Origin of the sequence: Algoriphagus confluentis (assembly GCF_036245625.1) — a bacterium.
In the GTDB taxonomy this organism is placed as follows: domain Bacteria; phylum Bacteroidota; class Bacteroidia; order Cytophagales; family Cyclobacteriaceae; genus Algoriphagus; species Algoriphagus confluentis.
Map to the genome: position 1 here is coordinate 435360 of NZ_BTPD01000001.1, position 26814 is coordinate 462173.

The window sequence follows — 26814 nt, forward strand, 5'->3', positions numbered from 1 at the left end:
GGTAAGGTATTTATCCTTAAAGAGATGCAAAGGTAAAAAGCAGAACGGGAAATTGGTTGTTGGGTGTCCGTTATTTAGTTAGGGGTAATTAGGTGGTCATTGGCCATTGATCATTGGTAATTGGTAATTGTTCATTGTTCATTGTTCATCAGTTATTGTTAATTTGGTCTATTAAGGTGCCGGATTTTTTGGCAAAAAAAAAGCCGCAATCTCTTGCAGCTCAATTGATTCTAAATTATTCTACTTGATAGCAGAAACTTGATACTTTAAATCTCAATTCATTCTATCCAAAACCTCAAAGCGGGAAGAGTTGGAAATGAATTCAGGAACCAAAACCTTCAGATGCCGGACAATATCGGTTTCGTTGTTTTTAGTGATCAATTCCTGAAACAATTCAATTTGCCCATCAATCTTTTTGAAGGAAGAAGGCAGGACTTGGGCGATTTTTATTTTGGGATGGTGGGTGATTTTCACGGTCTCAAAATCATTGAGCAATTCCTCAAAAAGCTTCTCTCCTTCTCGGAGTCCTGTAAAAATTATCTTGATATCCTGATCCACCTTTTTGCCTGAAAGCTGAATCATCTTCTTGGCCAAATCCAGGATTTTGACTGGTTCTCCCATATCAAAAACATAGATTTCTCCTCCCTCTCCCATCACACCGGCCTCCAAGACCAATTGACAAGCTTCGGGAATGGTCATGAAATAGCGGGTGATGTCCGGATGAGTGACCGTAATGGGTCCTCCCTGTTCGTTTTGCTTTTTGAACAAAGGAATCACCGAACCATTGGAACCCAAAACATTCCCAAAACGGGTGGTGATAAATTTGGTGTGGGTTATTGCGTGATTTTTTTCCAGAAACTCATTGAGGGCCTGCACATACATTTCTGCAGCCCTTTTACTTGCTCCCATGACATTGGTCGGATTGACAGCCTTATCGGTGGAGACAAACACAAACTTCTCTACCTTGGCCAAAACAGCTAAATCTGCAAGGATTTTTGTGCCGATCACATTGGCATGAATGGCCTCCTCAGGGTAGTTTTCCATCATGGGAACATGCTTATAGGCAGCAGCATGGAAGACCACCTGAGGTTTAATATCCCGAAAAACCTCCTTCATCTTCCTTTTGTTTCGCACATCACCCAGGATGATTTTGATGGGACAGGCGGGGTAGGTTTGTTTAAATTCCTGCTCAATATCGTAAAGCGGTGATTCAGCCAAATCCAACAGAACCAGCATCTTGGGATGATAATAGCTGATCTGCCTGCAGAGTTCGGAGCCTATCGATCCGGCAGCCCCAGTCACCAAGACCACTTTTCCCCGCAACTCCTCCTCTATTCTGGGATTGTCCAAGACAATCTGATCCCTACTGAGCAAATCCTCAATTTTTATCTCCCGGATTTCCCCGGCAGTAAGCCCTCCATTGATCCATTGATCTACAGGAGGTACAATGGAAACCGACACGTTGAGCCTGAGACACTCGTCAATAATCTGATTTTTTCGGGATACGGATAAGTATCGGACTGCAATGATCAAGTCTTTGATATTGAATTCATTGGACAGCCTTTCCAATTGATCCAAGCCTTTAAAAATTCTCTTACCGTCAATATTTTTGCCTTCTTTTTTAGGATCATCATCGAAAAAGGCAACGATATTCAATAAGCTTTTGCTGTCCCGATTGATGGCTTCCTGTGCAATTATGCCTGCTTCTCCCGCTCCAAAAATGATCACATTCCTCAGTTTCTTTTCCGAAACCCCATTTCTTAAATAGACAAAAATCTCTTTGACCAAAAGGCGGTAGAAAATCAGACTGATCAAGGCAGCCAAACTTGCAATGACCAAAACAGAGGAAGGAGGAAGAAACTTCTCATTCAAAAAATTTCCATGGAAGAAGTTCAAAAACAAAAAGATGACAAAGTTTATCACTATGGTTTTTGAAATATTGGCAGCATCTCTGAAACCTGTATGCCTGACAATCCCTTCATAGCTTTTGGTATTCTGCATGACCAAAAGGCCACCCAGCATAAAGGTAAGACTACCGGCAAAAGCGCTGTAGTTGGAAACCGCCGTTAGGTCAAAATTGAATCTGACCAAATACCCAAACAAGCAACACTGGAAGAGAATAAAGGAGTCCAATACAACAATTATCCATCTAGGAAGGATCTTCAACCTCGATAAAAAACTCATAGGATGGGTAATTTTATGTATTCCACGTGCTTAGCAATAACGCGAGGACAATAGAGTGACAGCTAAATGTAAACACATAGGCGTAATTTTAACTAAAAAAATTCTTTTTTTTCTGAAAACAAAAGGAAATTTAAAATAAAATTTGGTGAACTCAAGGCAAGACTTTTGATTTGACTACCTGATTTTCAATTGTTTCCAGTAAATCTTCCTACCGTTACATGACCTTGTTGGCTCACCCCCTTGCCCCTAATCACATTCCAAAGCGTGATGAAGAGGATCTTCAGGTCTAAGGTCAGAGAGACATGATCCACATACCAAGTGTCGTAAGCAAATTTTCTTTGCCAGGAAATGGCATTTCTTCCATTGATCTGAGCCCAACCGGTTACTCCGGGTCTGACTGCATGCCTTCGGGACTGCTCCTGAGAATAGAGAATGAGGTATTCCTTGAGCAAGGGCCTGGGGCCGACAAGACTCATATCCCCTCTGATCACATTGATCAACTGGGGAAGCTCATCCAAAGAGCTTCTTCGCACAAATTTTCCCAGTTCGGTAATCCGCTTTTCATCGGGCAAAGAATTCCCTTCCGCATCCAAGCCATCTCTCATGGTCTTAAACTTCAGAATGTAAAAAATCCGGGAGTTTATTCCCGGCCTCTCCTGGTAGAAGAAGGGGGTTCCCCTGTGGTGAAAACTCAAGATCACCAAAAGAATTAAAAACAAAGGAGATAGGAGCAGAAGCATCAGGGAGGCAATAATCAGGTCCAAAGCCCTTTTTCCATGGTTGGGATACATCACTTTACACCACTTTTTTATATTCTTTCTCAATCAATTTGACAATATGCTCTTGGTCCTCCCGGGATAAGCTCGTAGAGCTTGGTAGGCAAAGTCCTCGGAGAAAGAGATTTTCGGCCACTTTTCCGCCATAAAACGGAACTTCTCTATAAATCGGCTGCAAGTGCAAAGGCTTCCAAAGAAACCGGGTTTCAATTCCGTTTTTTAGCAGCACGACTCTCAACCGGTCATTGGTAAATCCGGCAATTTCCTCATCAATCAAAATTGAGGTTAACCAGAAGTTAGAATCAGTGGCCCCTGAATTTTCCTGAAAGCTGATTCCCGGAAAATCCGCCATCAATTCCTTGTATTGCTGATTGATATGCTTCCTCCGCATCACAATCTCATCGAGGCGTTCCAATTGTGCCAAACCCACCGCAGCGGCCATATTGGTCATTTTGTAATTGTACCCAATGTCCAGATGGTGGTAATAGGGCAAATCCTCCCGGGCTTGGGTCGATAGATATCTTGCTTTTTCGATCAGGGAAGAATCCTGTCCGATTAATGCTCCTCCTCCCCCACTGGTGATGATCTTGTTTCCATTGAAAGAGTAAATTCCCAGAGTGCCGAAAGTGCCACAAAGCTGGCCATTGAGCGTACTACCCACAGCCTCAGCGGCATCTTCGATCACAGGAATTTGGTATTTGCCCGAGATATCCATAATCTCCTTCATTTTGGCCGGTAGGCCAAAGAGATGGACACAGACAATTGCCTTTGGCTTTTTACCCAGAGCTATTCGACTTAAGATGGTATCTTCCAATATTTCAGGGGAAATATTCCAGGTTTCCGACTCGCTGTCCACGAAAACGGGTTTGGCACCCAGGTAGACGATCGGGTTGGCCGAAGCACAAAAAGTGAAGGATTGGCAAATGACCTCATCTCCAGGTCCGATTCCCAATAAGACCAAGGCCAAATGCAGGGCCGAAGTACCTGAATTCAAGGCTACCACCTGATGGGTTTTTAACCTTTTGGAGAGTTTGGTTTCGAATTGATGGATAAACGGACCATTGGTAGCGAGCTGACCGGATTGAAGCGCTTGCTGCAGGTATTGGCCTTCCATCAAAGAAAACTCAGGAAAGGAAAGTGGAATCTTAAATACCATTCAGTGGGTGTTCAGAATGTGGGGTAAGTTATAAAAATACCATAACAAAAACCCCTCCAAAGGTTAAAATTTCAAAGACATTTATCTGTATTTATTCTACAGAAAAATGAGTTTAAAATAATAATCAATTGAGATTGATTTTATCCTGTTCAAGGACTGATTTTTCCAGCTTGATTTTTCGCCTCTTTCTTCTTTCCGCCAATTTCTTCTCAGGCTCTTGGGCACTTTTAAGCACCTTCTTTTTGATGTACTTGGGAGTCACCTTATCTAGCCTATATCCCATTAAAAGCACGACCCCGGAGAGAATCGGAAGGGCAAGATTGTCAGATAATTCACTCATTCCCAAAACGGCTGCAATCAGCACCAATTGGGTTGCTCCCAAAATCAAAGCCACTTGATCATGCCGTAATCCCATTCTCATCAAAAAATGGTGAATATGGGATTTGTCTGCGATCATGGGATGCTTGCCCCTACGGATTCTCCGGGTGAAAACCCTAGCCATATCGTAAAGGGGATAAATCAACAGAACCACACCCATGGTAAAGGAAGGCATAAATTTCAAAGGTGCGCCAGCAGGCAGGGCAGCATTGTAGTCCATAAATGCAACCACCAAACTTCCCAGGGCAAAACCCAAGGTCAGGGAACCGGTATCTCCCATGAAAATTTTGGCCGGATGCCAATTGTACACCAAAAATGACAAGACGCCTCCAAAAAGAGTAAAGCACAAGACGGCATAGCTATCCAAACCCTGAAAATAAAACCATGAACCCAGCAGTGCCAAAGTAATCAGGCCGACGGTGGAGGCTAAGCCATCCAAGCCATCAATCAAATTAAAGGCATTGGTCAAAGCCAAAAGAACAAAGGCGGTAAATCCATAGCTAAACCAAAGATGAAGCTCACCTACTCCCAAAAATCCATGGAAATCCCGAATCCGGATATCCCCTACGACCACCACGAGAATCACAGCCACCAGCTGACCCAAAATCTTGTGCTTGGCTTTCAACTCCACCATATCGTCCCGAAAACCCACAAAAAATATCAAAGCAATGGCACCGAGCAGGTATCGGATATCCGGAAGAGGATACTGCCACCCCCAAATGCCCAAGGCGATAAAGGTGGAGAGCATAAATGCGATTCCACCCATTGAGGGAGTAAAGGTCTTGTGGATTTTCCGGCCTCCGGGGGCATCGGATAAATTCAATGAATTCAAAATCTTAATCAAAGGGGGGAAAAAGAGCAGCCCGATTGAAAAAGAGGTTGCAAAAGCAAAAAGCATATACTTGAAATAAATAATTTCTTAAAACTTAGCTCAAAGTTGCCAAGAAAATTTAAAAAAATGTCGATTTTGCGTAAATAATACACTTAATTCATTGATGAGGCCAATCCTAATCTTATTTGTAGTCTTAAATTTTGTTTCTTCGACTAATTCCTTTTCTCAAAATATACCTACTAGTTTAGAAATAATTGAAGATTATGTAAGAAGAGAGCAAGCTCTTGGCAATATCTTAGAAACTTGGAGTTTTAACTATCTGCCTCTCCCTTTTTCAATTCTAGAGTTAAAGGAAGACTCAATAGGCAAAATAAAAAATATTAAATTTAAATCCTCCTCCAAATTCAAAATTGACCTTTTACCTCTTGAAAATACAATATTGGTCAATACGGGAGTTCCTTATAGAGGTGGATCAGGAGCACTTATACCATCCAAAGGTGTTCAAAACCTTTTATCCGGAGGACTTTTTTTGAAGTATGGGAAATTATCTATGCAAATTGCTCCCCAAATCCACTATGCCCAAAACCTTCCATTTGAAGAGTATCCCGAGCAGGCTCCATCCCAATATTTCAGCATATTGAGGAGGGATGTCAGAGGTACAGAAAAACCTGTTAGATTCGCAGATCAACCGATTTTCCGTTTTCTTCCTGGCAATTCTAACTTGCTTTTTAATTTTGGTTCTTTTGCGACAGGTATTTCTACTGAAAATATTTCATGGGGTCCAGGCCAGTTTAATAAACTACACATCAGTGACAATGCGAACGGTTTTTTTCATGGAACAATCAGGACTTCAAAGCCCGCAAAAACATTCCTAGGTAATTTTGAGGGGCAATATTTTATGGGAAGGTTGGATGGCTATGGTGGGCCTTATTTTAGTGATAGTACTGCTATCAATTTATTACCCATTAAAGAGGAAGAAAGCTACCGCTATTTCACAGGACTATCATTTTCCTATAACCCAAAATGGGTAAAAGGATTTTTCTTTGGGGTGAGTAGAACTTTTCAAATTTATCGTGAGGATATGGAAAACAATCTCCGTGCTTGGTTTCCTTTACTAGATCCATTGCCGAAACAGGGAACAGGGGTAATAGAAAATATACTACTTCGAGAAGATCAACACTTTTCAGTATTTGCAAGGTATGTGATACCAAAAGCTAAAACAGAATTTTATTTTGAATATATTAGAAATGACCATTCTTTAAATTGGAGAGATTTTATTTTGAATCCTGAACATTCAAGAGCCTACCTCATAGGATTTAGCAAAGCTATTTTGCAATCAGACAGGGGTTATTGGTATTTTCGATCAGAATATACCCATACTCAAGCACCAATTAACAATATAGTAAGGCCAGGAGGTGATGGGATAGGAGTATATTACAATGGGCAAGTCGATCAAGGATTAACTCATCGAGGAGAAGTTCTTGGCAGTTCAATCGGCCAGAGTGGAAATCAGCTTACCTTAGAAATAAGGAAAAGCCAAGGATTTAATTCTTTGGGCTTTATTTTAGAAAGAATAGAACGAGAAAAAAACTTTTACACAAATTTAATTTACGGTGGTCAAAGAGCTGAGCCTTGGGTAGATTTATCCTTGGGAATCTTTGGAGAAAAAGTTTACAATAACTTAATGGTTTCTGCTGATATAAGAATGATAACTAGTAACAATTATTTATGGATACCAAACTCAGATCCAATGACTAAAAGACTAGATGGTGCAAACGGAGTATCCAAATTTTCAACATCCTCAAAGATTAAACTAGCCTACTTCTTTTAAACAAAAAATCCTGATTGCTCAGGATTTTTGAAACTAAAACATCATAATTTATTGACTATTTGCTCCTAGCACCTCTGAAAAGAATATTTTTGAGAATAAGCCACAAATATTTCAAATCAGTAGATAGTGGAGATTTTTCATAGGCTTCAAGATATTTGAGTTCTGAAGCCATTATCTCTTCCAATGTTTTGGGCATATCCGCATAAAAAGGAGGTAATAGACCTGGTTTAGTCCTGATTCTTTTTTCTTGAAGCTCTTTTGTGTAAAGGTTAAAGTATTGGTTGCTTAATGGCCTAACACCAATGATTTTCATGTCCCCTTTAAGCAAATTCCAAATCATTGGAATTTCATCCAACCAAAATTTTCTAAAGAAACGTCCTAAAGGAGAAACTCTAAAATCATTTTTAAATTTACCACCTTCATCTAATTGGTGGTTCTTGAAAACGTAATCTTGCAAATATTCTGAATAAGGATACATGGTCCTTAGCTTATAGACCCGAAATATTTTACCATCTTTCCCAACTCTCCTTAACTTAATCAAAGGACCATAGGTAGCCTGATGATCAAACGATGGAATACCTATTTTTTTGGCTACAAAATAAAGTTTGTTATTTAAACTTACTTGGTCCATCACTTCAAATCCACAAGAATAGAGCCTACCGAACATTTCTGCCCGAGACACCATTCTTCCTTTACCCTTAGTTAAATAAAAATAAAACCGTTTGGTTAGTCCAAATTTTGGCAAAAATCTGTGGATAATGGAATCCATCAAATAAATTACCCAATTGAAAGGTAGAATAAACTTAGAAAAAATTTTCTTTCTTCGATTAGCATATGTTTCTACACACCCGATGAAATACCCATTGGAATAAAGTTTAGAATTCAAAATTTCCAAAAAGACATTGATTCGCCTGGGATCATTCATCTTGGCCAGATTCACAATTGCCGAATACTCGGACAAAGGAAGCATTTCCAAATTGAATACATTACTGGTGGAAAGAACTTGCAATGAAGAGCTAGACAAGTCGACATACTTTTCGCAAAATCCAGAAAGTTCGACACCCAACTTGTCATAGATCAGAGCATTCTGCCGATCTTCTTCAAGGGAAAAATGAATCATGATTTAAAAATTTTTTTTTAAAATTAGAAATTATCCGGCAAATTGAACTGATAGTCAGGATTTTCTTTTATAATTTTTTGGCTTTCAGGATATGTGGTGAGATACCAATGGAGAAACTTTGTGGGGTTAATTGTCTCATTCTCAATTGTTTCACGAACAAAGAAATTCATTGATGTAAAATCCAAATTTTCTATTACATTTACTATCTGATCAAAAGTTCCAATTTTAGCATTTGGAAAATTATCAGCCAATTCAAGTATATAACCAACTTGCAAAGGGTTGCAATAAATAAAATTAGTACCCAATATACCTGCTTCTGAAGCCATTGTAGCGCCTTCTGAAATGAAAAGTGAAGACTTGGCAATTACTTGATGAATATCTTCTGGATTAATAGTAAGTCGGAATTTATCGAATCTGGGATCTCTATTTTCATAAGATTCTTCAGATACAAACACCTTTATATATTTCGAAAGCAAATCGACAATGCAAAATTTCTGTTCACTTGAAAGCTGACCTTGTACATTCCGATCATGTGCTGCATCATAGGCAATAAATCTACAAAGCGCATAGGGTTCAAACTCCTCATTGTGCTCTACCTTAAAAAAATTTGAATGAAGATACAATTGTTCAATGTAAGCTTTAAAATAGATCTGTTTAGGTCCGAGATTTTTCTTAAAATAGAAAGGAGTAAGAATAGCGGTACAAAAAGAAGAATAAATCCGGTGATTCAAATGATTATGCTCAGTATCATCTAAAATTATACTTGGCTTCCTTCTCACCCATCCCCAAAAAGCACAAGCCGGAGAAGCAAAACCAAGGTAAATGTCAATTTTCTTTCCAAATGAAAGCTTTCCAACATCACTTATCATTTTTAAAAGATAAAGAAGTGATGCAAATCTGGATTTTTTAGTAGGCCTAGAGGTTCTAGTAAAATGATCAATCTGATAGACGTCTAACAAGTAATCTATCAATTGTGACTTACGATTACTAACAAAAACAGAATGACCTTCTTCCTTTAATTTAAAAATAAGATTTTTAAAATAATGAACATGGGCAGGATGATTGATATCAATGAAAAAATTCATTTTAACTTGAAAATGCGTTTAAGGTGAAAATTATTGATAAATTTAGCGAGACCATTATCCACATTTTTTGGAGATTTGCTATAGTAGGATGTAAAATACCCTTTCAAAAAATAAAAACCATAACTAAAGCTTTTAAATCGAAAAGATTTTGTCAAAAAACGGATTAAAGTTAAAGAAATATTGGAGCCATTAGCATAATTCGCATACCCAATTTTAAAAGCCATATCAAATTTATTATAATCAGAGGAAGCTGGACGGAAATGTTTAACATCAGAATCAATAATTCTGGTTTTCCACCCTAAGTACATGGCATTCATTTCATCTAAACCATCCCAACCTAATACAGGCTGTAGCCCCCCTATCTCTTTAAAACAAGAAACACGATAAGTCTTTAATGCCCCTCTGATATGATAATCTGCTTGAACAGTAGAAGACCAGACCCCATCTTTAAACTCTAAAATTCTACCACCTGCAACACCAATTTTATTATCCATTTGAAAAGCAGTAAAGATTTTTTCAAAATAATCTACTGGCAACTCTAAATCAGCATCCATCTTGGTAATTGTATCAAATTCATTCAAATCAATAGTATTCAAACCAAAATTAAATGCATTGATAACTTTTTTTCCCTGAACTTTGTAGTCGCCGGATTTGTGAAATAAGTATTGAATAAAGGAGAAACGCTTGGAAAATTCTTTAACAATTTCAGCCGAATTATCTGTTGAATTGTCATCTACACATATAACCTTATCTAATAAAATGGTTTGCGAAATAATAGAGTTTAAGAAAGTCAATAAAAACTTTCCTTCATTATAAATTGGAACAATCACACAGAATTTCATATTATCGCTAATTTTCAGAAATTAAAAAACCAACTACAACAAAGTAAAGATAACTTGAATAGTTAGTAAAAAAACCTTGATCAGTAATTGACTGAAGAAAAACTGATAGAAAAACAAAAAAAAGTAATTTATTATTCAATGTAAAACCAGTTCTACTAAATGATTGTAAAATCGGTAATGAAAAAAGAACTAATGAAGAAATGAAAACAATAAAACCAAATTCAATAAAAATAAATGCCAGTGTAAGATCAGTAATACTAGAAACACCTTGAATATATTTACCACTTGAATAAACTCCTGCTCCTAACCAAAAATTCTTATAGTATGAGAAAATATTAGATGACCGACTTAATGTAGAACTTTCAATAAGAGTTGAAGAATTATCCAAATAATTAACTAAATAAAATACTCGAAGAATTGGGTTAGAAAAATCAGAACGATCATAACCATCAATACTATCGGAAAAGAAAAAAATAATCAATCCAAAAAATAACAAAAGGACAGGTACTAAAATCTTCTTGTCATAAAAAACCAAAAAGACACCAATCTGAAAAACTGAAAAACTAATAAAGGATGTTCTAATTCCAGTGCCCAAGAGAACAACTATGGCGAATGAATATAATATCCAAAAATACACATATGAAATATTCAGAAAATTTTTTTTATACAACAAAAAGCAAAAAGGCAAGAAAATAGCTAAAGCATTTCCTAAATTTGCTGGACGTATAAATGTTCCTATTGCAGGATTACCTTCAACAACTTGTTTAGCAACTAATGTAACAAACTCTCCATCTCTATATATTGATTCGATTATGAAAAAATCTTTTATATTAGGAAAAAGAATTTGCACAAAATAAAAAATTGAAATAAAGATAAAAAATAAGGCTAAGAAGTTAAATAAGGATTTAAAATTACTTTCATAAACACAGATCAAGATAATTGGTAAAATTAAAAAGGAATGAAAAAAATTCCTAAAATAGCTTAAACCGCCATTTAAATCCACACCCGTAAATTTTGATTGTAGAAAAAGGAGAAAAACAAAACTAAGAATAAAAACTGAATAGAAAATAAAATACCGTAATACAATTCTTTTATACTTAAATAATAAAATCAAAGCTGATAGATAAATAAAACCAGTATTTGCAGTCCCCATCAGACTATATGAATTTGGGAAGTACTTTAAAACAAGCCAAAGGAAAAAAAATTGAATAAGAAATAGATAAATAAGTAATCGAACCGCATCAAAACGACTCCAAAGTAAACCAAAAATTGAAATACTAAAGGGGATCAAAAATTAATATTATTTATAATTGAATTATAGGAAGCTAATGTACTTTTACCTTTCAGCAATTCATTATAATTTGAGACATAATTCATTAATATAGCTTCCTGATGTCCCGAAGTACAATATTGAATTTCACCGTTAATAAATTGTTGTAAATCGAAATCTGTAATAAAACCAGAACTAGAAAAAGCATACGGATCATCATTAAAATCTTGAAATCTACCTAATACTGAATTAATCCCAGATAATATCGCCTCAAAATGAATAAAACTAACACCTGCAATATGAAAATCAATCTTTGTGAAATAAACATCTAAGGGCTCTTTATAAGGAAAACTAACTTGAACCCCCATATTTGTCAATTTATCGTAAAATTTTTTCAATTTAATTTGACTAAAACCAGGATGAAACCTAACTTTAATTTGAAACCGTTTCAAAATAACCAACTGCTCAAGAAAATATTGAACCTTCTCAAGATCATCTAATAAATTCAAACTAACACCTATGCACTTAACACTAGAGTACCTTCTACTTTGCCTAATATTAACAAGTTTATCAAACCTAGGAGAACCAATCAAATATATTTTGGATGTATTTTTTTCTCCATGAGAAAGATAATTATCATATGTTTGCTGACCATCCAAAAACGCATAAGTAAAGGTAAGGGGTGGGAAATTTATTGAAGTACCAGCATGTTGAACATATATTGTTTGAATATCTAATTCTTTGCATACATGAAGGAGTGATCTGTATAATAGTAAGTGATCATTAGATACAATCACAAATTTAGGTTTCCATTTATCAAGTGCTTTTCTCCAAAAGATCAAATAACCGTATGAAAGCCAAAAAAGATGAAAAAAGGAAACATAAACTTCTCTTTCATAATTACCTTTATTAGGGATTATTCGTAGTAGATAAAAAAAATACGGCAAACCAAAATAATACGCCCAAAATTTTGGGATTGGATAATGATATCCATTTCCAAGATAATTACAATCATTTCTTGATTGAAAAATAGGAAAAAGAACTTTCGAATTATTGGAAGTACTGGCCACAATTAAACCGTCTTTATCAAATTCAGGAAACCTTATAAGACCATTGAATAAACTCTTAAGCAATGCGGCAAAAAATAAACCGATACCAGATAAAATAAAAGACTTCTTCCTTTTCGGGAATTTTTCCAACACCCTAAATTCTTGTTTGAGATTGTAATTTAAATCCAGCAGGAATTCAAAAGACAATTCAGAAAAATTTTTTTTCATTTTTTAGATCAAAGTACCTTTCTTCATTTCTATACTTAAACACTTTTGCAGGATGTCCACCAGCTATAGATAAAGGGGGTAAATCACTCACTACAACACTACCTGCCTGAACAACGCAACCCTCTCCAATTTTAACCCCTGGTAAAACGATAACATTTAGACCAAACCAAACATTATCTCCAATTTCCACATCTTTCACAATATAAGAATTGTCATATGGGATTTTAGATCCACTTTCATAATTATGGTAATGAGTCATAACTATACAGCCAGATCCGGAATGAAAATTATCTCCAATCCTACATAGTCCAGAACCAATAACTTTGAATCCATTAAAATGAGTATTATTACCTAAAACAGTTTTGTTTGTAAAGTAGGTAGGTCCATTTACTTTAATATTAACGCCCTTTTGTTTGACCTTTCTCAAAGCATAATGAGTCCAAAATTTGGTCTTTATTTTGTTAAGAAGTCCTCTAATAATACCCATATTTTTTTCTCAAATTTAATGAAATTAATAAACTCAAAATGAAATACAAAAAATTAATTAATAAAATTGAATATGCAGCTCCTAATAAACCAAATTTGAAAATAAGATATAAAGAGATAGGCAAATTTATAATTGCAGTAATCAAAGTAATTAAAGTAACATAAAGTGTTTTTTTTGAGTAAAAAATGAAATTGACATGAATCTTATAAAGACCAACAAATCCTGAAGCTAAGGTTAAAGGAAATATAAAAATTCTTGTGTCCAAATATTCCTTTCCAAAAAGGAGACCAACAGAATAGTATCCAGCAAAAGAAATGATCAAGGTCACTCCAATAATAGAAAAATTATAAAAACGAATCATTCCTTTTAACTGTTGATTTGGTAAATCAAATCCTCTACTTAATCGTTCAAATAAGTTGGGGACATAGGCCTTATTTAATGCATCAAATAGCACAGTTGAAATTACATTATAAGTAGAGGCCACACCAAAATCAGCCGTAAACTTAGCTCCCATTACATTATTAATAATCACCCTATTTATGGTAGTCCCGCTCCACGCAGAAATACTATGTAGTGAAAGGGGATATGATATTTTAAATGCGTCTTTTACATATGACGTTGAAAACACTGAATTGAAATTGAGATATCCATCTTTGAAAAAGGAAAGTAATGAATAGATGGACATAAGTAGATACCCAATGAAATATCCCAATAATATCCCTTCCCATCCCAAATTGAAGTAAATAACAAACCCTATTGAAAATAAACTTCTTAATATAGTTTGAATGATTGTAAAAACACCATACTCCTTCAACTTTTTCTGATTCCTCCAAAGACCTTGTCTCAATTCAGTCAAGTATTTGAGAAATATAATTACAATAATGAAATAAAAACCAATTTTCACAAAACCAGAAAGAGCAATGAATATATCTGAATAATAAATTAAAAGTGATGAAATAATCAAAAATGCGATAAGAAAAAAGAACAATGAACTTGTAAAATATTCTGAAAATTCCTTTCTCTTTAAATTAAAAAAATTTAAAACAACAGCATTTTGAAGCGAAAGTGTGAGAATTGGAAAAAAAAGTTGTACAAGGGCTTGATACAATACAAAATAACCGATCTCCTCTTTAGAAATGATCCGGGTATAAATTGGCATTAAGAAAAATGGAATAACTTTATCTAAAATATTTATACTTGTATAAAATGATGTTTCTTTAAATAGCTTTGATTGAAAAGCGCTAATCATAGTCTATTTTTATTCAATATTAAACTTGCAAGTTCAAAATCTAACATCTCATCTATATCAATAGAATGTTCTTGCGACATTTCATATTTCTTTACTTTAGTGAATTCACTAATTCTCTTAATTTTTAATATTTCAACATCAATTAGAAAAATAGCTCCATTTAGTTCCCAAACTTTAGGACAGTCCTGTCTAGTTTTAAAACTCCCTATCTTAGAATTTTCTAAAAAACCTAATATATTTTCTTCTTTCAAAACAAAGTAAGGATTAGATTTTGTTTCTTTTACGGATACGACCATTTCACAGGAATCATCAAACAATTGCATTGCTTCCTTGATATGTTGAGCATTTCTAAGAGGTGAAGTTGCTTGCAATAGGATTAAAGTGTCCGGATTGTAACCGGAGTTTTCATAATACTGAATAGCATGTAACAATACCTCGTAAGTTCCAGCAGAATCAGTAGCTAATGCTGTTGGTCTAATAAATGGTACGCTCAACCCCACCGATTCTACAACTGATTTGATCTCTTCATCATCTGTGGATACACAAATAACAGAATCATCAAAAACAGCTCTTGCTGCATCAATGGTATACTGAATCAAAGGTTTTCCATTTAAAAGTTTAATATTCTTTCGAGGAACACCTTTTGAACCACCACGAGCGGGTATAACAACTAATGGCTTCAAAATTTAATCTGATTTAAATCGTGTTGAGCTTTCAGATAATCCTCATGCTTCCCAATATCCAGCCAATAGCCTATCAAAGGATATGCAACCACTTTTTTCCCTTCTGAAATTAATAACTCCATCAAATCGGTGGCATTGAAATGTTTCTGTTTAGGAAGAAAGTCAATTACCTCTTTTTTAATCAAATATATGCCTGCATTAGAAAAATGCGTGTAAGTGGGTTTTTCCTTTAATCCTTTAACTAAGGTACTCTCTGTTTCCATTACAGCATACGGAATATTAACCTGATAAGGAATACAGGCTACTGCTAGGTCAGCCTCTTCCTTTTGAAAAAACAAAAAGAAATCTTCAAAATCTATATTTGTTAAAAGATCAGAGTTCATCATCAAAATATGATCATGAACGAAATCATTTACTAATCCCAACGCTCCTGCTGTTCCTAAAGGATCTTTCTCCCAAACATATTTTAAACGAATACCCTTATTAGATCCATCTCCAAAATATTCTTCTAGCTGTTGCCCTAGATATCTAAGGGATAGCCAGATATCATCCACACCAAAAGCCGCAAGTCGATCAATATTATGCTCAATAATAGGTTTATCTCCGATTTTCAGAAGTGGCTTCGGAGTCGTATCAGTCAATGGCTTTAATCTCTCTCCCCTTCCTCCAGCCATAATCAATGCATCGACCGGTAAATATGACTTTTGATGTTTAAAATTGACTACATTAATAATCTGCATCTGAGCATTTACAACAGGAAAAACAGAAAAATGCTTTTTCCTTAACTCAATAATCTCGTACAAGTCATACTTTCCTTGTTCGATATATTTAGGGTGGGGCTGGATAAAATCTGATAAATGATTTTCAAATCCCAGTCCTTTGATGAAGCCTCTTCTCAAATCACCATCTGTTAAGGAACCCAGTAGTTTATTTTCATCATCAATCAAAAACAAAATAGCATCAGATGCTAATGTGTCAAGCTGCTTTAAGGCTTTCCTAACAGGGGTATTGATATCGGTTATATGCCTACGAAAAGTTTGCATACGTTTCTTTTAGAGTTCTTAGAATGGTAGAAGACGAATTATGCTTATAATAAAGATTTTCTCCTTCAAATTGCTTTTTGGAATAAGCCATTGCATTTTCAACAATTTGATCAGAATCAAAAGCTAGATGGATTACATTTTCTCCAGCTAATCTGCCCTTTTGCCTATCTCCCAAGTTTAAAACAAACTTTCGAAAAGTGGCTGCTTCTACTATTCCACTTGATGTATTACCAATCATCAATTTAGAATACTTCATACAGGTGAAATATGATTGGGTTCCGAAGTTTTCAATCACTTTGATATTTGTGTACTGCTTACCTAGCTGTTCAAAAGCTAATCTAAAAACCATACCCGAAGTATCTGGATTGGGCATAGTAATTATAATTTGAAAGCTGGATGACAAATGCTCTAAGGCCAAACAAACCTCCTTGCAATAGTGATCATTAAGATTAAAAGCAACCGTTTCAGGATGTACCGTTACCAAGATGGTGTTAATGTTAAGATCAATCCCCCATTTTTGCCAAAACTCATCGATAGTAAGTAAAGGTATGGTAACCAAATTCTCCAAACTGAGTGAGCCTACATTAAAAATTTCAGCTTGATCGTCGTCCAATAATTGGATCAACCTTTTTTTAAAAGCTTCAGTCGAAACAAAATGAAAGCTACTGGAAAGCGAGATACTGTGCCTATAAATATTGTCAATTGCCCCAAGAGTAGTTTCCCCTCCATGGAGATGAGCTATTTTCACTTGATAAGGCATCGAGGCAGCAACTGCAGCTGCCATTTCAAATCGATCTCCCAAAGCGAAAACAACATCAAATTCCCCATGGTAGTTTTCCCAAAATTCTGAGAATTTAAGGGCAGTTATAGCATAAGCCGATGCAAGAGCATTAGGTGTATCACCCACCAATAGAGACTCAATTTTCCGAAATGCTTTGAATCCATCGGACTCAATTTGATTGAGGGTATAACCATGAAGCTTAGACAAATGGGTTCCAAAAACAATAATCTTGAAATCAATATCCTCATCCTTCTCCATTGCCTTTAACAAAGGTAAATAGATTCCATAGTCTGCCCTAGAACTTGTCAACACCCCTACTCTGATCATTTTAAATGCTCGAATAAAAGTTTTGTTCCTACTGAGAGATCTGATAGTAGTTCCTTCCCAAGAACATTTTCAATATCCATGGGTGAAATTCCATCTCCCGGTCGAAGGGCAATAAAATCATCCTCACTTAAGATGTAACCTTTCTTTACATCACGCTTCAAGTGAAGACTTTTTCTTGCGATCGCAATATTCTTCTGCTCGCTTTGACTAGGCTCTTTAATCCCTGATCCAGATATTGCCTTTTCAATATTCCTAATCGCTTTAACCAAAGCTATTAATTCAGAAGGCTCAAGGGAAGCTGCATGATCCGGACCGGGTAGGTTTCTATCCAAAGTAAAATGCTTTTCTATAACACAAGCTCCAAGGGCTACCGCGGCTACTGCCACCTCTATTCCCAACGTATGGTCTGAATACCCCACTTTAACCCCAAGTTCATTACCAATGTGTTTCATGGCTAATAAATTCACGTCTTCCATAGGAGTTGGATATTCCGTATTGCAGTGAAGCACAGTTATCCTATCCTTTTCTATTCCCTCATAGATAATTACTTCTATGGCAGCAATTACTTCATCCAAATTTGCCATTCCTGTTGAGAGGATAATGTCTTTCCCTTTTCTGGCAATATGTTGCAGATAAGGTTTATTGGTGATTTCACCCGAAGGAATCTTATAAAACGGAATTTTCAATGTATTCAAAAAATCAACACTCTCAGTATCAAATCCTGTAGATAGAAAGTTTATTCCTTTCTGATGACACCTTTCAATCAAGACCGGATACCAATCCTCTCCCATTTCCAGCTTCTTGAGCATACCGAATTGGTTATCCTCATCATCTTTCATATTATTCTTTTGGTAGGCAGCTTTCTGGGCAGTGGGGTTTACTATTTTCTCCGCTTTAAATGTCTGAAACTTTACAAAATCAGCACCTGCTTCAGCTGCAACATCAATTAACTCTAAAGCCTTATTGATATCCCCATTGTGATTGACACCTGCTTCGGCTATGACCATCACATATTTGGCACTCATAATTTCCTCAGTTTATTACCAACCCAAATTCCTTTTTCCAAAACATCAGATATGACCACACTTCCTGCTCCAATCACATTCCCAGAACTTATAGTAAGATTCTGCCTGACTACAGAATTGGCACCTAAAAAGCTATTTTCGCCAACAGAAACATTACCACAAAGTATCGCTCCAGGGGCTATATGGACGTAATCTGAAATCTGACATTCATGTTCTATGATACATCCTGTATTTAAAATCACACCCTTCCCTATTTCAGATTGTGCATTCACCACTACATTTTTCCCTATGTAAGTTGATGAATTTATAAAGGATGTTTTAGAGACATTAGCACTAGGATCTACTATCACAAATTGGGTTAATTGATATTTGTAAAAAAGAGTGATCAATTTCTTTCTGATAGAATTTTCACCTACTGATGGAAAAACGAGATTATCTCCCACAATTTTTTTGACATCTACCTCATCTTCATTTCCAAAATAATCCAAGCCATAAGGATTTTGTTTCGTTTCATTAAAATCAAAATATCCTTTTATCCTATATCCAGCATCTAAAAGTGACTCTATAATCACATAAGCGTGACCAGAGTATCCAAAGAGAAAAACAGATTTAGACTCTGACACTGCTCGGTATATTAACTATCCTCTCTTCTAAATATTCGGCATTCTTCTGTTCATCCTTAAAGCAATGTTGATACATGGGTAAGCGATACATCAGCTGCCATATGGGACGAGTCATCGTTTTAGCTTCATTGGTAGCTTCTAAAAAAACATTCCGTTCTTCTAGACTATCAAGTTCCACACACATCAGCCAATAATTCGCCTTCGTGTTTTCAAGTTCCTGTCTGAAAATTATCCTTTGAGTTTTAAAAAACGCCTTATAATCATTAGCCAGCTGTCTCTTATTGGTCAAAAAGCTATTTAATTGTTCTAGCTGAGCACAAATTAGTGCTGCATTCAAATTAGGCATCCTGAAATTATAGCCTAACCGATCATGATAAAATTCATAAGGATGAGGAACTTTAGCGGTCGTGGTTAAATGTTTGCCAACTATTCCTAAATCGTTATCATTTGAAACGATCATTCCTCCTCCACCAGAGGTTACTAACTTATTTCCATTAAAGGAAAAAACACCAAGTTGCCCGAAACCACCTGTATGCTTTCCCTTATAGTAGCTTCCCAGAGATTCTGCTGCATCTTCCACCACAGGGATGTTCCATTTTTCACAAACTTCTAGCATTTTATCCAAATGGACCGGAAACCCAAACGTATGCATAGGCACACAGGCGGAGATCTTTTTATTTGTTCTTTTATTGTAAGTACCCGCCTCCCTTTTTTCCGCAAACTCTTCCAAAAAATCCGAGACTGCTTTTGGCGACAGGCCCATGGTATCATAATCCACATCCAAAAATACAGGTTCTGCTCCGTTATAATGAATAGCATTGGCAGTGGCCACAAAAGTGAGCGCTTGGGTAAGCACTTCATCCCCTTTTTGCACTCCTGCCAGTTGAAGAGCTATTTGTAATCCCGCCGTTCCATTGACCACCGCAACAGCTTTTTTTGTCTGGCTGATATCAGCCATCATTTTCTCAGACAAATCCACGTAGGCCCCCACTGAGGAAACAAAGGAGGAATCCAATGTATCCATAACATATTTCCGCTCATTTCCTCTAAATACCGGAGCATGAAGAGGGATAAAATCCTTGGATTTGAACTTATCCTGAATAAACTGAATCGTATCCTGAAAAGCCATGATTACATTTTCGAATCCAAATATTTCCCCGTTTCCTTGTGGTCAAAGGCAGGTAATAATTCATGGAAAATATTCACCAAATCAGCTTTTTCCCAGTTCTTTTCCTCAACCAAGGTGGTAATTTCAGAAAGGAACCAATTCAGCTTATCTTTCTGAAAAGGCAAACTACTTTTTACGATACCTAAATTCTCAAATCTATTCAAATCCAAAACTTCTCCATCCATATAGAATTCCTCAAAATCCTTTTCGCCTGTGGTATCACTTTCGGTAAAATAACAAGGCCAGTATTTGTAATCAGTGATTAGTGATTGGTTATTAGTATTGAAGAACTGTCGTGCCTCTTCTTCTGAAGAACAGACATAAGGTTCGAAGCCTAACTGCTTTAAATAGTTAATGGCTATTTCCGCGAATGTGATTAAATGTAATTCCTCGCTGAGTTTGGGAAAGAAAATATCTTTGTTTTCACCCAAAAGACAGGACATCAAGCAAAGTTCTCCGGATTCCTGTGGCGTCACAAAGTATCTCTTGATATCATTAGGAGCAACTATCGGTTGTTTTTTTTGAATTCTTTGATTGAACCCATGAAGTAAAGATCCATCAGAAAAAGCAACATTTGCAAATCGAGCAGTTGAAATAGAAATATCCTTGCTTTCGTGCATCAAGAAAAGTTCCATGATTCGTTTGGAAGCTCCCATCATATTTACAGGATTTGCTGCCTTGTCCGTGGATACACAGAAATATTTTTTTACTCTTTTTTCTTTGGATTGACGGATAGTTTTGAGGGTATTCAAAATATTGACCTCAATCAGCCGCATAAGGGTAAATGGATCTTTCTCGCTTCTTACATGTTTTAGTGCTGAAAGATTGAGTACATAATCATAATCGCCATCAGCTTCCCAAAATGCGTCATAGATCGGTGATCCAATATCAAGTGCAAAAGTCCTAAAATCTCCGTCAATATACCCGAAAGAACTTCGGATATCTCGTACTAACTCCACAAGGTTATTTTCACTAATATCTACTGCATGAAGCTTTTTTGGACTTCTTTTAAAAATCTCCTTGGTCACGGCCTGACCAATTGATCCTGCGGCACCTATCACCAAAAAATTTGAGTTTGAAACAAGTTCCGATATAGCTTGCTGATTAGAGGAAATATCCTGACCAAAAAGCAACTGGTTTCTACCAATAAGATTTAGAATATTCATTCTTAGTTCTTATCAAAAGGATGCTTTGCCAAATCACCTGCTGCAAGAGGATGATAGTCTCCTTTAAGCCCAATGGCTTCTTGATGACGAATGTCATGAACAATCTCTATGCTGGGTTTCGCCTCAGAAAGTCCAAAACCATGGCCATCCAAAATATGCTGATAACTATGGGTATGCAATTCGGTAAATCCATCGCTAAATTCAATCTCTTCATTCTCCAAGGTAAGCGAACGATAGGTTCTCCCCCCCTTGGCTTTGACGTAATCAGGCAATGTATCTGCATTGATACTTAAAAACCATCGAACTCTGGCCTTTTCCAGTTCAAAATAGCCTGCAGCACGATCGTGGGTATGGATATGAACGGTATTCTGTTTTACAGCTCCAAAAACCCAGGTGAGCATGTCGTAAAAATGCACTCCAATATTGGTGGCAATTCCACCTGACTTACTCTCATCTCCTTTCCAGGAGGTATAGTACCAATGCCCTCGAGAAGTGATGTAGGCCAAATCAATATCGTAAATCTTATTCTTTGGTCCATGATCAATTCTCTTTTTTAAGGCAATAATAGATGGGTGCAATCTTAATTGCAGAATATTGAATACACGAGTTCCATGCTCTTTTTCAACTTCTGCCAATGCATCAATATTCCAAGGGTTGAGTACCAAGGGTTTTTCGCAAATCACATTTGCTCCTACCCTAAGGCCGAATCGAATGTGGGAATCATGTAAATAGTTTGGTGAACAAATACTGACATAATCCAAACCTTGTCCAGTTCGCTTGAGCTTATCCACATGCCGGTCAAACCGCTCGAATTCAGTAAAAAAATCAGCATTTGGAAAATGGCTATCCATAACTCCTACAGAATCAAATTTATCGTAAGCCGCTAAAAGATTATTACCGGTATCCTTAATCGCCTTCATATGGCGAGGTGCAATATAGCCTGCGGCTCCAATTAATCCAAAATTCTTCATTGTCCTACCTTAGTTTTACTACTTCGTTGTTTTTTAAAATGTATTGTTCTCCACTTTCCGAACAGGTCGCATGACCATGGTCATCAAAATGTAGTCGTTGTCCATGCTTACTCATCCAGCCGATTTGTTTGGAGGGATTTCCTATCACAAGCGCATAAGCTGGAATGTCTTTGGTCACCACTGCGCCTGCACCGATAAAGGCAAACTCCCCTATATTATGTCCGCAGACGATAGTTGCATTTGCACCAATGCTGGCGCCTCTACCTACGTGGGTTTTGGCGTACTCCGATTTCCTATTTATGGCACTTCGGGGATTGATAACATTGGTAAAGACCATGGATGGGCCCAAGAACACATCATCATCACAGGTCACTCCTGTGTAGATAGAGACATTGTTCTGAACTTTAACATTCTTACCTAAAACTACACCAGGCGAAACAACCACATTTTGGCCAAAATTGCAGTTTTCTCCAATTTTACAATTGGACATGATGTGGGAAAAATGCCAGATTTTAGTTCCAGATCCTATTTCACAGCCTTCATCAATTACGGCTGTCTCATGTGCGAAAAAATTGCTCATTGAAAATAACTTAGGATTTGTTGAATAATATATTGCTGTTCCTTTTCCTTCATTTCGGTATGGATAGGAAGAGAAATTACCTGCTTGCAAAGAGCCTCTGAGACCGGAAATTGTCCTTCTTCCCCCCCATATTCCAAATATGCCTTTTGCAAGTGCAAGGGTAATGGGTAGTAAACCATTGTTGGAATACCTCGATCCGCCAAGTATTTTTTGAACTGCTCTCTATCCACATAATCTTCAAGTCTAATAGTGTATTGATGAAAAACGTGAGTGGAATTGGGAACACGCTTAGGAGTTTGAACTTTCGAAAGATCAGAAAATGCCTCATCGTATCGATCCGCAACTTCATTTCTAGATTTAGAATAGCGATCTAAGTGTTTTAACTTTACACTTAGGATAGCAGCCTGTAGAGTATCCAAGCGAGAATTTACTCCGATTGAATCGTGGAAATACTTCTTTTTTTGACCATGATTGGCGATCATTTGTAATTTCTCTGCCAAAACAGGATCATTTGTGAACATGGCACCACCATCACCATAACATCCCAAATTTTTGGAAGGGAAAAAGGAAGTAGTTCCAATATCCCCCATAGTTCCTGCCTGGGCCTTTCTTCCATCTGAAAAGGTATAAACAGCACCAATTGCTTGGGCAGTATCTTCGATAACCTTAAGTCTATACAACTGGGCAATTTTAAGGATTTCCTCCATATTGGAACATTGCCCGTACAGATGAACAGTAACTATACCTACTGTTTTATCTGTAATTTTTGACTCCAATTGATTGACATCTAACTCGAAAGTCTCCGAAATGACATCAATAAAGACAGGTTTTAGTCCCAGCAAAGCTATAACTTCAACCGTTGCTACATAAGTAAAGGCAGGAACAATTACTTCATCTCCGGGTTCAAAATCCAAAGCCATCATAGCTATTTGAAGAGCGTCTGTACCATTGGCACAGGGAATTACAAATCCGGAACCTGTGTAGTCTTTGAGTTCCTCAGCAAATTTCTTGACCTGAGGACCATTTATAAAGGCAGTTTGGTCAATAACATCCTGAATAGCAGCGTCAATCTCAGGTTTGATTCGTTCATATTGCGATCTCAAATCGACCATTTGGATCTTTTCAGGAATTGTGAGGTCTTGCATGAAACAGGTTAAGAGTTAATTGTTTTAAGTTCTTGGTTCGAAATTCAATTTTCGGGGTTGTGGCATTAAACCTTGAACGCCGAACTCTGAACAGTTCATTTTTTGAATCTGTATCTTTTTATCCCAGTATCTTCAATCAAAGTCTTGCATCCACTTTATCCTTCTCCAACACACTCTTCACATCAAAAACCACCTGATTCGCTGATTTCTGAATAGGCCAGGATCTAAACTCTTTGTGGGCAACACCCAAAATAATTGCAGAATATTGATCCAGATTTTCCTTGGTTTTCCCATTGATAATCTCTATCCCGTATTCATGCCTAACCTCTTCCGGGTCTGCCCAAGGGTCATACACATCCACCTCCATATCGAAGGATTTTAATTCTCGATAGATATCAATCACTCGGGTATTTCTTACATCCGGACAGTCTTCCTTGAAGGTAAAACCCAAGATCAGCACCTTAGAATCAATTACCTTGAGATCCTTACGCATCATATGCTTGATGGTCTCCGTGGCTACATGCTTGCCCATGGAATCGTTAAGACGCCGGCCAGCTAGGATAATCTCCGGGTGATAACCTACTTCCTGTGCCTTTTGGGCCAGATAGAAAGGGTCTACTCCGATGCAGTGCCCCCCTACTAATCCCGGACGGAAAGGCAAGAAGTTCCACTTGGTACCTGCTGCCTCCAGTACTTCCTGCGTATCGATACCCAATAGATTGAATATCTTACTTAGCTCATTGACAAAGGCAATATTGATGTCGCGTTGGGAGTTTTCGATCACCTTGGCAGCCTCAGCAACCTTAATGGATAAGGCTTTATGTGTACCGGCTGTAATCACAGCTTTGTATAATTGGTCTACATATTCAGCCACTTCCGGGGTACTCCCTGAGGTCACTTTCAGGATTTTGGTAACGGTATGTTCCTTATCTCCGGGATTGATTCGTTCTGGAGAGTAGCCTGCAAAGAAATCATCATTAAACTTCAAACCAGATATTCTTTCCAATACCGGAACACATTCCTCTTCAGTTACTCCAGGGTAAACCGTGGATTCATATATCACCACATCTCCTTTTTTCAGGACTTTGCCTATTGCTTCAGAAGCCTTAAGCATGGGAGTAAGAATCGGTCTATTGTGCTTATCAGTAGGGGTAGGAACGGTAACGATATAGATATTGGCAGAAGAAATGGGAAGGACCGCATCGGTAATTAATAAACCCTTCTTTTTTTCATCCAATTCCATGGAGGTCTTGACCAACACCGATTGGAGCAAGTCATCTTCTACTTCCAAAGTCCGGTCATGTCCCTTTTGTAGTTCATCCACCCGCTTGGGATCGATATCATACCCTACAGTTTTGAATTTTTCGGCAAACGCTACAGCAAGAGGTAATCCTACATAGCCCAGGCCGATAATGGCAATCTTACTTTCGTTAAAAGGTTTTAGCATAATTAAATAGTTACACGGAGAACCACCGATGAGACACGGAGGAACATGGAGTTTTCTTGTAGTTTAATTGGGGACTGATGAACTGGATAATCGTCGAACTGAGGAATTGGGGAATTGACAGTTAAATGTTAAGGGTTAATTGGACTATCATTAACCATTAACTATTAACCCTTAACTAACTCCAACAGGTCTCCATTCATCATATCTTCTACCAATCCTTCCAGATCGTATTCCGGTTCCCAGCCTAATTGGGTTTTGGCTTTGGTTGGGTCACCGAGAAGAAGGTCAACCTCAGTCGGTCTAAAGTACCTTGGATCTACGCGAACAAGTTCTTGTTCGAGGTTCAAAGTTCTATGTTCAACGTTGGAACCCTGAACCTTGAACTCTGAACCCTGCCTGTCCGCCGTGGTGGAAACGGCTAATTCTAATCCTGTTGCTTTTTTATACAAGTCTTTATCAATTGATTCGAGTACACCAACCTCTTCGACTCCTTCTCCTTCCCATCGAATATGGAAGCCGACGTGGGCGAAGGCCATACGGACGAAGTCACGGACTTTGGTGGTTTTGCCGGTGGCAATGACAAAATCCTCGGGTTTTTCCTGCTGCAAAATCAGCCACATGGCTTTTACATAATCCTTGGCATGTCCCCAATCCCGAAGCGCATCCAAGTTGCCCAAATACAGGCAATCCTGCTTGCCCAAGGCAATGGCTGCTGCCGCCATGGTAATCTTTCGGGTCACGAAAGTTTCCCCTCTTCTTGGGGATTCATGGTTGAAGAGAATTCCATTGCAAGCAAACATCCCATAGGCTTCCCTGTAGTTTTTGGTAATCCAGAAACCGTAGATTTTGGCTACTCCATAGGGAGAACGAGGATAAAAAGGAGTGTTTTCATCGTAAAAGCCCTTTTCATTTTTATTTTCCGGCATCCCTCCGTAAAGTTCGGAAGTAGAAGCTTGATAGATACGGGTCTTTTTTTCGAGCTTGAGAATTCGGACTGCCTCTAAGATTCTCAGGGCCCCTATCGCATCCACATTGGCCACATACTCCGGAGAGTCAAAAGATACTTTTACATGGGACATAGCCCCGAGATTATAAATCTCATCAGGCTGTACTTCCTGAATGATTCGGATGATATTGGTAGAATCGGTGAGGTCACCGTAATGAAGAAAAAAATTCACTTCGCCTTCATGTAAGTCTTGATACAGGTGATCTATTCTTTGGGTATTGAAGGAAGAGGCGCGGCGCTTAATGCCGTGAACTTGGTAGCCTTTTTCTAGCAGAAGCTCGGCCAAATACGAACCATCCTGTCCGGTGATTCCTGTAATAAGGGCAACTTTTGGTGATAAAGATTTATTCATTTGTTAGTTT

Annotated in this window: 24 protein-coding genes; 1 reads left to right on the top strand and 23 read right to left on the bottom strand. The window is 37.3% G+C overall.

Features of this window, described 5'->3' with window-relative positions; translation table 11 throughout:
* Positions 1–273: 273 nt before the first annotated feature.
* The 4 genes from AAA943_RS01925 to AAA943_RS01940 form a co-directional block, all read right to left on the bottom strand.
* A complete protein-coding gene (locus tag AAA943_RS01925; RefSeq protein WP_338222553.1) occupies positions 274–2184 on the bottom strand; it encodes a polysaccharide biosynthesis protein in 1911 nt (636 codons plus the stop codon).
* Positions 2185–2369: 185 nt separating this feature from the next.
* The gene (locus tag AAA943_RS01930) at positions 2370–3008 is read right to left on the bottom strand and encodes a sugar transferase (RefSeq protein ID WP_338222554.1); all 639 of its coding nucleotides are present in this window, start codon (positions 3006–3008) and stop codon (positions 2370–2372) included.
* On the bottom strand, positions 2980–4116 hold the full coding sequence (locus tag AAA943_RS01935) for a DegT/DnrJ/EryC1/StrS family aminotransferase (protein ID WP_338222555.1): 1137 nt from the start codon (positions 4114–4116) through the stop codon (positions 2980–2982). Before AAA943_RS01935 ends, AAA943_RS01930 begins: the two co-directional genes overlap by 29 nt.
* A gap of 124 nt (positions 4117–4240) precedes the next feature.
* Positions 4241–5326 carry an MraY family glycosyltransferase gene (locus AAA943_RS01940; protein ID WP_338222556.1) on the bottom strand — a complete coding sequence of 362 codons (1086 nt, stop codon included), beginning with the start codon at positions 5324–5326 and terminating at the stop codon, positions 4241–4243.
* 163 nt (positions 5327–5489) lie between these two features.
* On the opposite strand from AAA943_RS01940, the gene AAA943_RS01945 reads away from it, so the two are divergent.
* Positions 5490–7157 carry a capsule assembly Wzi family protein gene (locus tag AAA943_RS01945; protein WP_338222557.1) on the top strand — a complete coding sequence of 556 codons (1668 nt, stop codon included), beginning with the start codon at positions 5490–5492 and terminating at the stop codon, positions 7155–7157.
* A 55-nt stretch (positions 7158–7212) separates the two neighbouring features.
* Here AAA943_RS01945 and AAA943_RS01950 read toward each other — a convergent pair whose 3' ends face one another.
* The 19 genes from AAA943_RS01950 to gmd form a co-directional block, all read right to left on the bottom strand.
* On the bottom strand, positions 7213–8277 hold the full coding sequence (locus AAA943_RS01950) for a sugar transferase (protein ID WP_338222558.1): 1065 nt from the start codon (positions 8275–8277) through the stop codon (positions 7213–7215).
* A 23-nt stretch (positions 8278–8300) separates the two neighbouring features.
* Complete coding sequence (locus tag AAA943_RS01955) at positions 8301–9362, bottom strand: DUF354 domain-containing protein (protein WP_338222559.1); 1062 nt, start codon at positions 9360–9362, stop codon at positions 8301–8303.
* Complete coding sequence (locus tag AAA943_RS01960) at positions 9359–10204, bottom strand: glycosyltransferase family 2 protein (RefSeq protein ID WP_338222560.1); 846 nt, start codon at positions 10202–10204, stop codon at positions 9359–9361. The genes AAA943_RS01955 and AAA943_RS01960 overlap by 4 nt, the downstream gene beginning before the upstream one ends.
* A gap of 7 nt (positions 10205–10211) precedes the next feature.
* Entirely contained in the window at positions 10212–11357 is a 1146-nt protein-coding gene (locus tag AAA943_RS01965) for a hypothetical protein (protein WP_338222561.1), read from the bottom strand.
* 134 nt (positions 11358–11491) lie between these two features.
* Entirely contained in the window at positions 11492–12751 is a 1260-nt protein-coding gene (locus tag AAA943_RS01970) for a hypothetical protein (protein WP_338222562.1), read from the bottom strand.
* Complete coding sequence (locus AAA943_RS01975; RefSeq protein ID WP_338222563.1) at positions 12732–13238, bottom strand: acyltransferase; 507 nt, start codon at positions 13236–13238, stop codon at positions 12732–12734. Before AAA943_RS01975 ends, AAA943_RS01970 begins: the two co-directional genes overlap by 20 nt.
* Positions 13225–14487, bottom strand: a complete 1263-nt coding sequence (locus tag AAA943_RS01980) for an oligosaccharide flippase family protein (RefSeq protein ID WP_338222564.1) — start codon at positions 14485–14487, stop codon at positions 13225–13227. Before AAA943_RS01980 ends, AAA943_RS01975 begins: the two co-directional genes overlap by 14 nt.
* Complete coding sequence (locus AAA943_RS01985; protein ID WP_338222565.1) at positions 14484–15170, bottom strand: acylneuraminate cytidylyltransferase family protein; 687 nt, start codon at positions 15168–15170, stop codon at positions 14484–14486. Before AAA943_RS01985 ends, AAA943_RS01980 begins: the two co-directional genes overlap by 4 nt.
* A complete protein-coding gene (locus AAA943_RS01990) occupies positions 15167–16213 on the bottom strand; it encodes a nucleotidyltransferase family protein (protein WP_338222566.1) in 1047 nt (348 codons plus the stop codon). The genes AAA943_RS01985 and AAA943_RS01990 overlap by 4 nt, the downstream gene beginning before the upstream one ends.
* Positions 16197–17321 carry a UDP-N-acetylglucosamine 2-epimerase gene (gene neuC, locus AAA943_RS01995; protein ID WP_338222567.1) on the bottom strand — a complete coding sequence of 375 codons (1125 nt, stop codon included), beginning with the start codon at positions 17319–17321 and terminating at the stop codon, positions 16197–16199. The genes AAA943_RS01990 and neuC overlap by 17 nt, the downstream gene beginning before the upstream one ends.
* The gene (gene neuB, locus AAA943_RS02000; protein WP_338222568.1) at positions 17318–18346 is read right to left on the bottom strand and encodes an N-acetylneuraminate synthase; all 1029 of its coding nucleotides are present in this window, start codon (positions 18344–18346) and stop codon (positions 17318–17320) included. Before neuB ends, neuC begins: the two co-directional genes overlap by 4 nt.
* Positions 18343–18969 carry an acetyltransferase gene (locus tag AAA943_RS02005; RefSeq protein WP_338222569.1) on the bottom strand — a complete coding sequence of 209 codons (627 nt, stop codon included), beginning with the start codon at positions 18967–18969 and terminating at the stop codon, positions 18343–18345. Before AAA943_RS02005 ends, neuB begins: the two co-directional genes overlap by 4 nt.
* Positions 18956–20098: a LegC family aminotransferase gene (locus tag AAA943_RS02010; protein WP_338222570.1), complete on the bottom strand. Its 1143-nt coding sequence runs from the start codon at positions 20096–20098 to the stop codon at positions 18956–18958. The genes AAA943_RS02005 and AAA943_RS02010 overlap by 14 nt, the downstream gene beginning before the upstream one ends.
* A gap of 2 nt (positions 20099–20100) precedes the next feature.
* Complete coding sequence (locus tag AAA943_RS02015; protein ID WP_338222571.1) at positions 20101–21303, bottom strand: UDP-N-acetylglucosamine 4,6-dehydratase; 1203 nt, start codon at positions 21301–21303, stop codon at positions 20101–20103.
* Between the two features lie 2 nt (positions 21304–21305).
* Positions 21306–22274, bottom strand: a complete 969-nt coding sequence (locus AAA943_RS02020) for a Gfo/Idh/MocA family protein (protein WP_338222572.1) — start codon at positions 22272–22274, stop codon at positions 21306–21308.
* A 4-nt stretch (positions 22275–22278) separates the two neighbouring features.
* Positions 22279–22854 (bottom strand): acyltransferase, encoded by a 576-nt coding sequence (locus tag AAA943_RS02025; RefSeq protein ID WP_338222573.1) that lies wholly within the window; start codon positions 22852–22854, stop codon positions 22279–22281.
* Entirely contained in the window at positions 22851–23999 is a 1149-nt protein-coding gene (locus AAA943_RS02030) for a DegT/DnrJ/EryC1/StrS family aminotransferase (RefSeq protein WP_338222574.1), read from the bottom strand. Before AAA943_RS02030 ends, AAA943_RS02025 begins: the two co-directional genes overlap by 4 nt.
* A 136-nt stretch (positions 24000–24135) precedes the next feature.
* Entirely contained in the window at positions 24136–25446 is a 1311-nt protein-coding gene (locus AAA943_RS02035) for a nucleotide sugar dehydrogenase (protein ID WP_338222575.1), read from the bottom strand.
* A 164-nt stretch (positions 25447–25610) separates the two neighbouring features.
* Entirely contained in the window at positions 25611–26804 is a 1194-nt protein-coding gene (gene gmd / locus AAA943_RS02040; RefSeq protein WP_338222576.1) for a GDP-mannose 4,6-dehydratase, read from the bottom strand.
* Between the last annotated feature and the right edge of the window lie 10 nt (positions 26805–26814).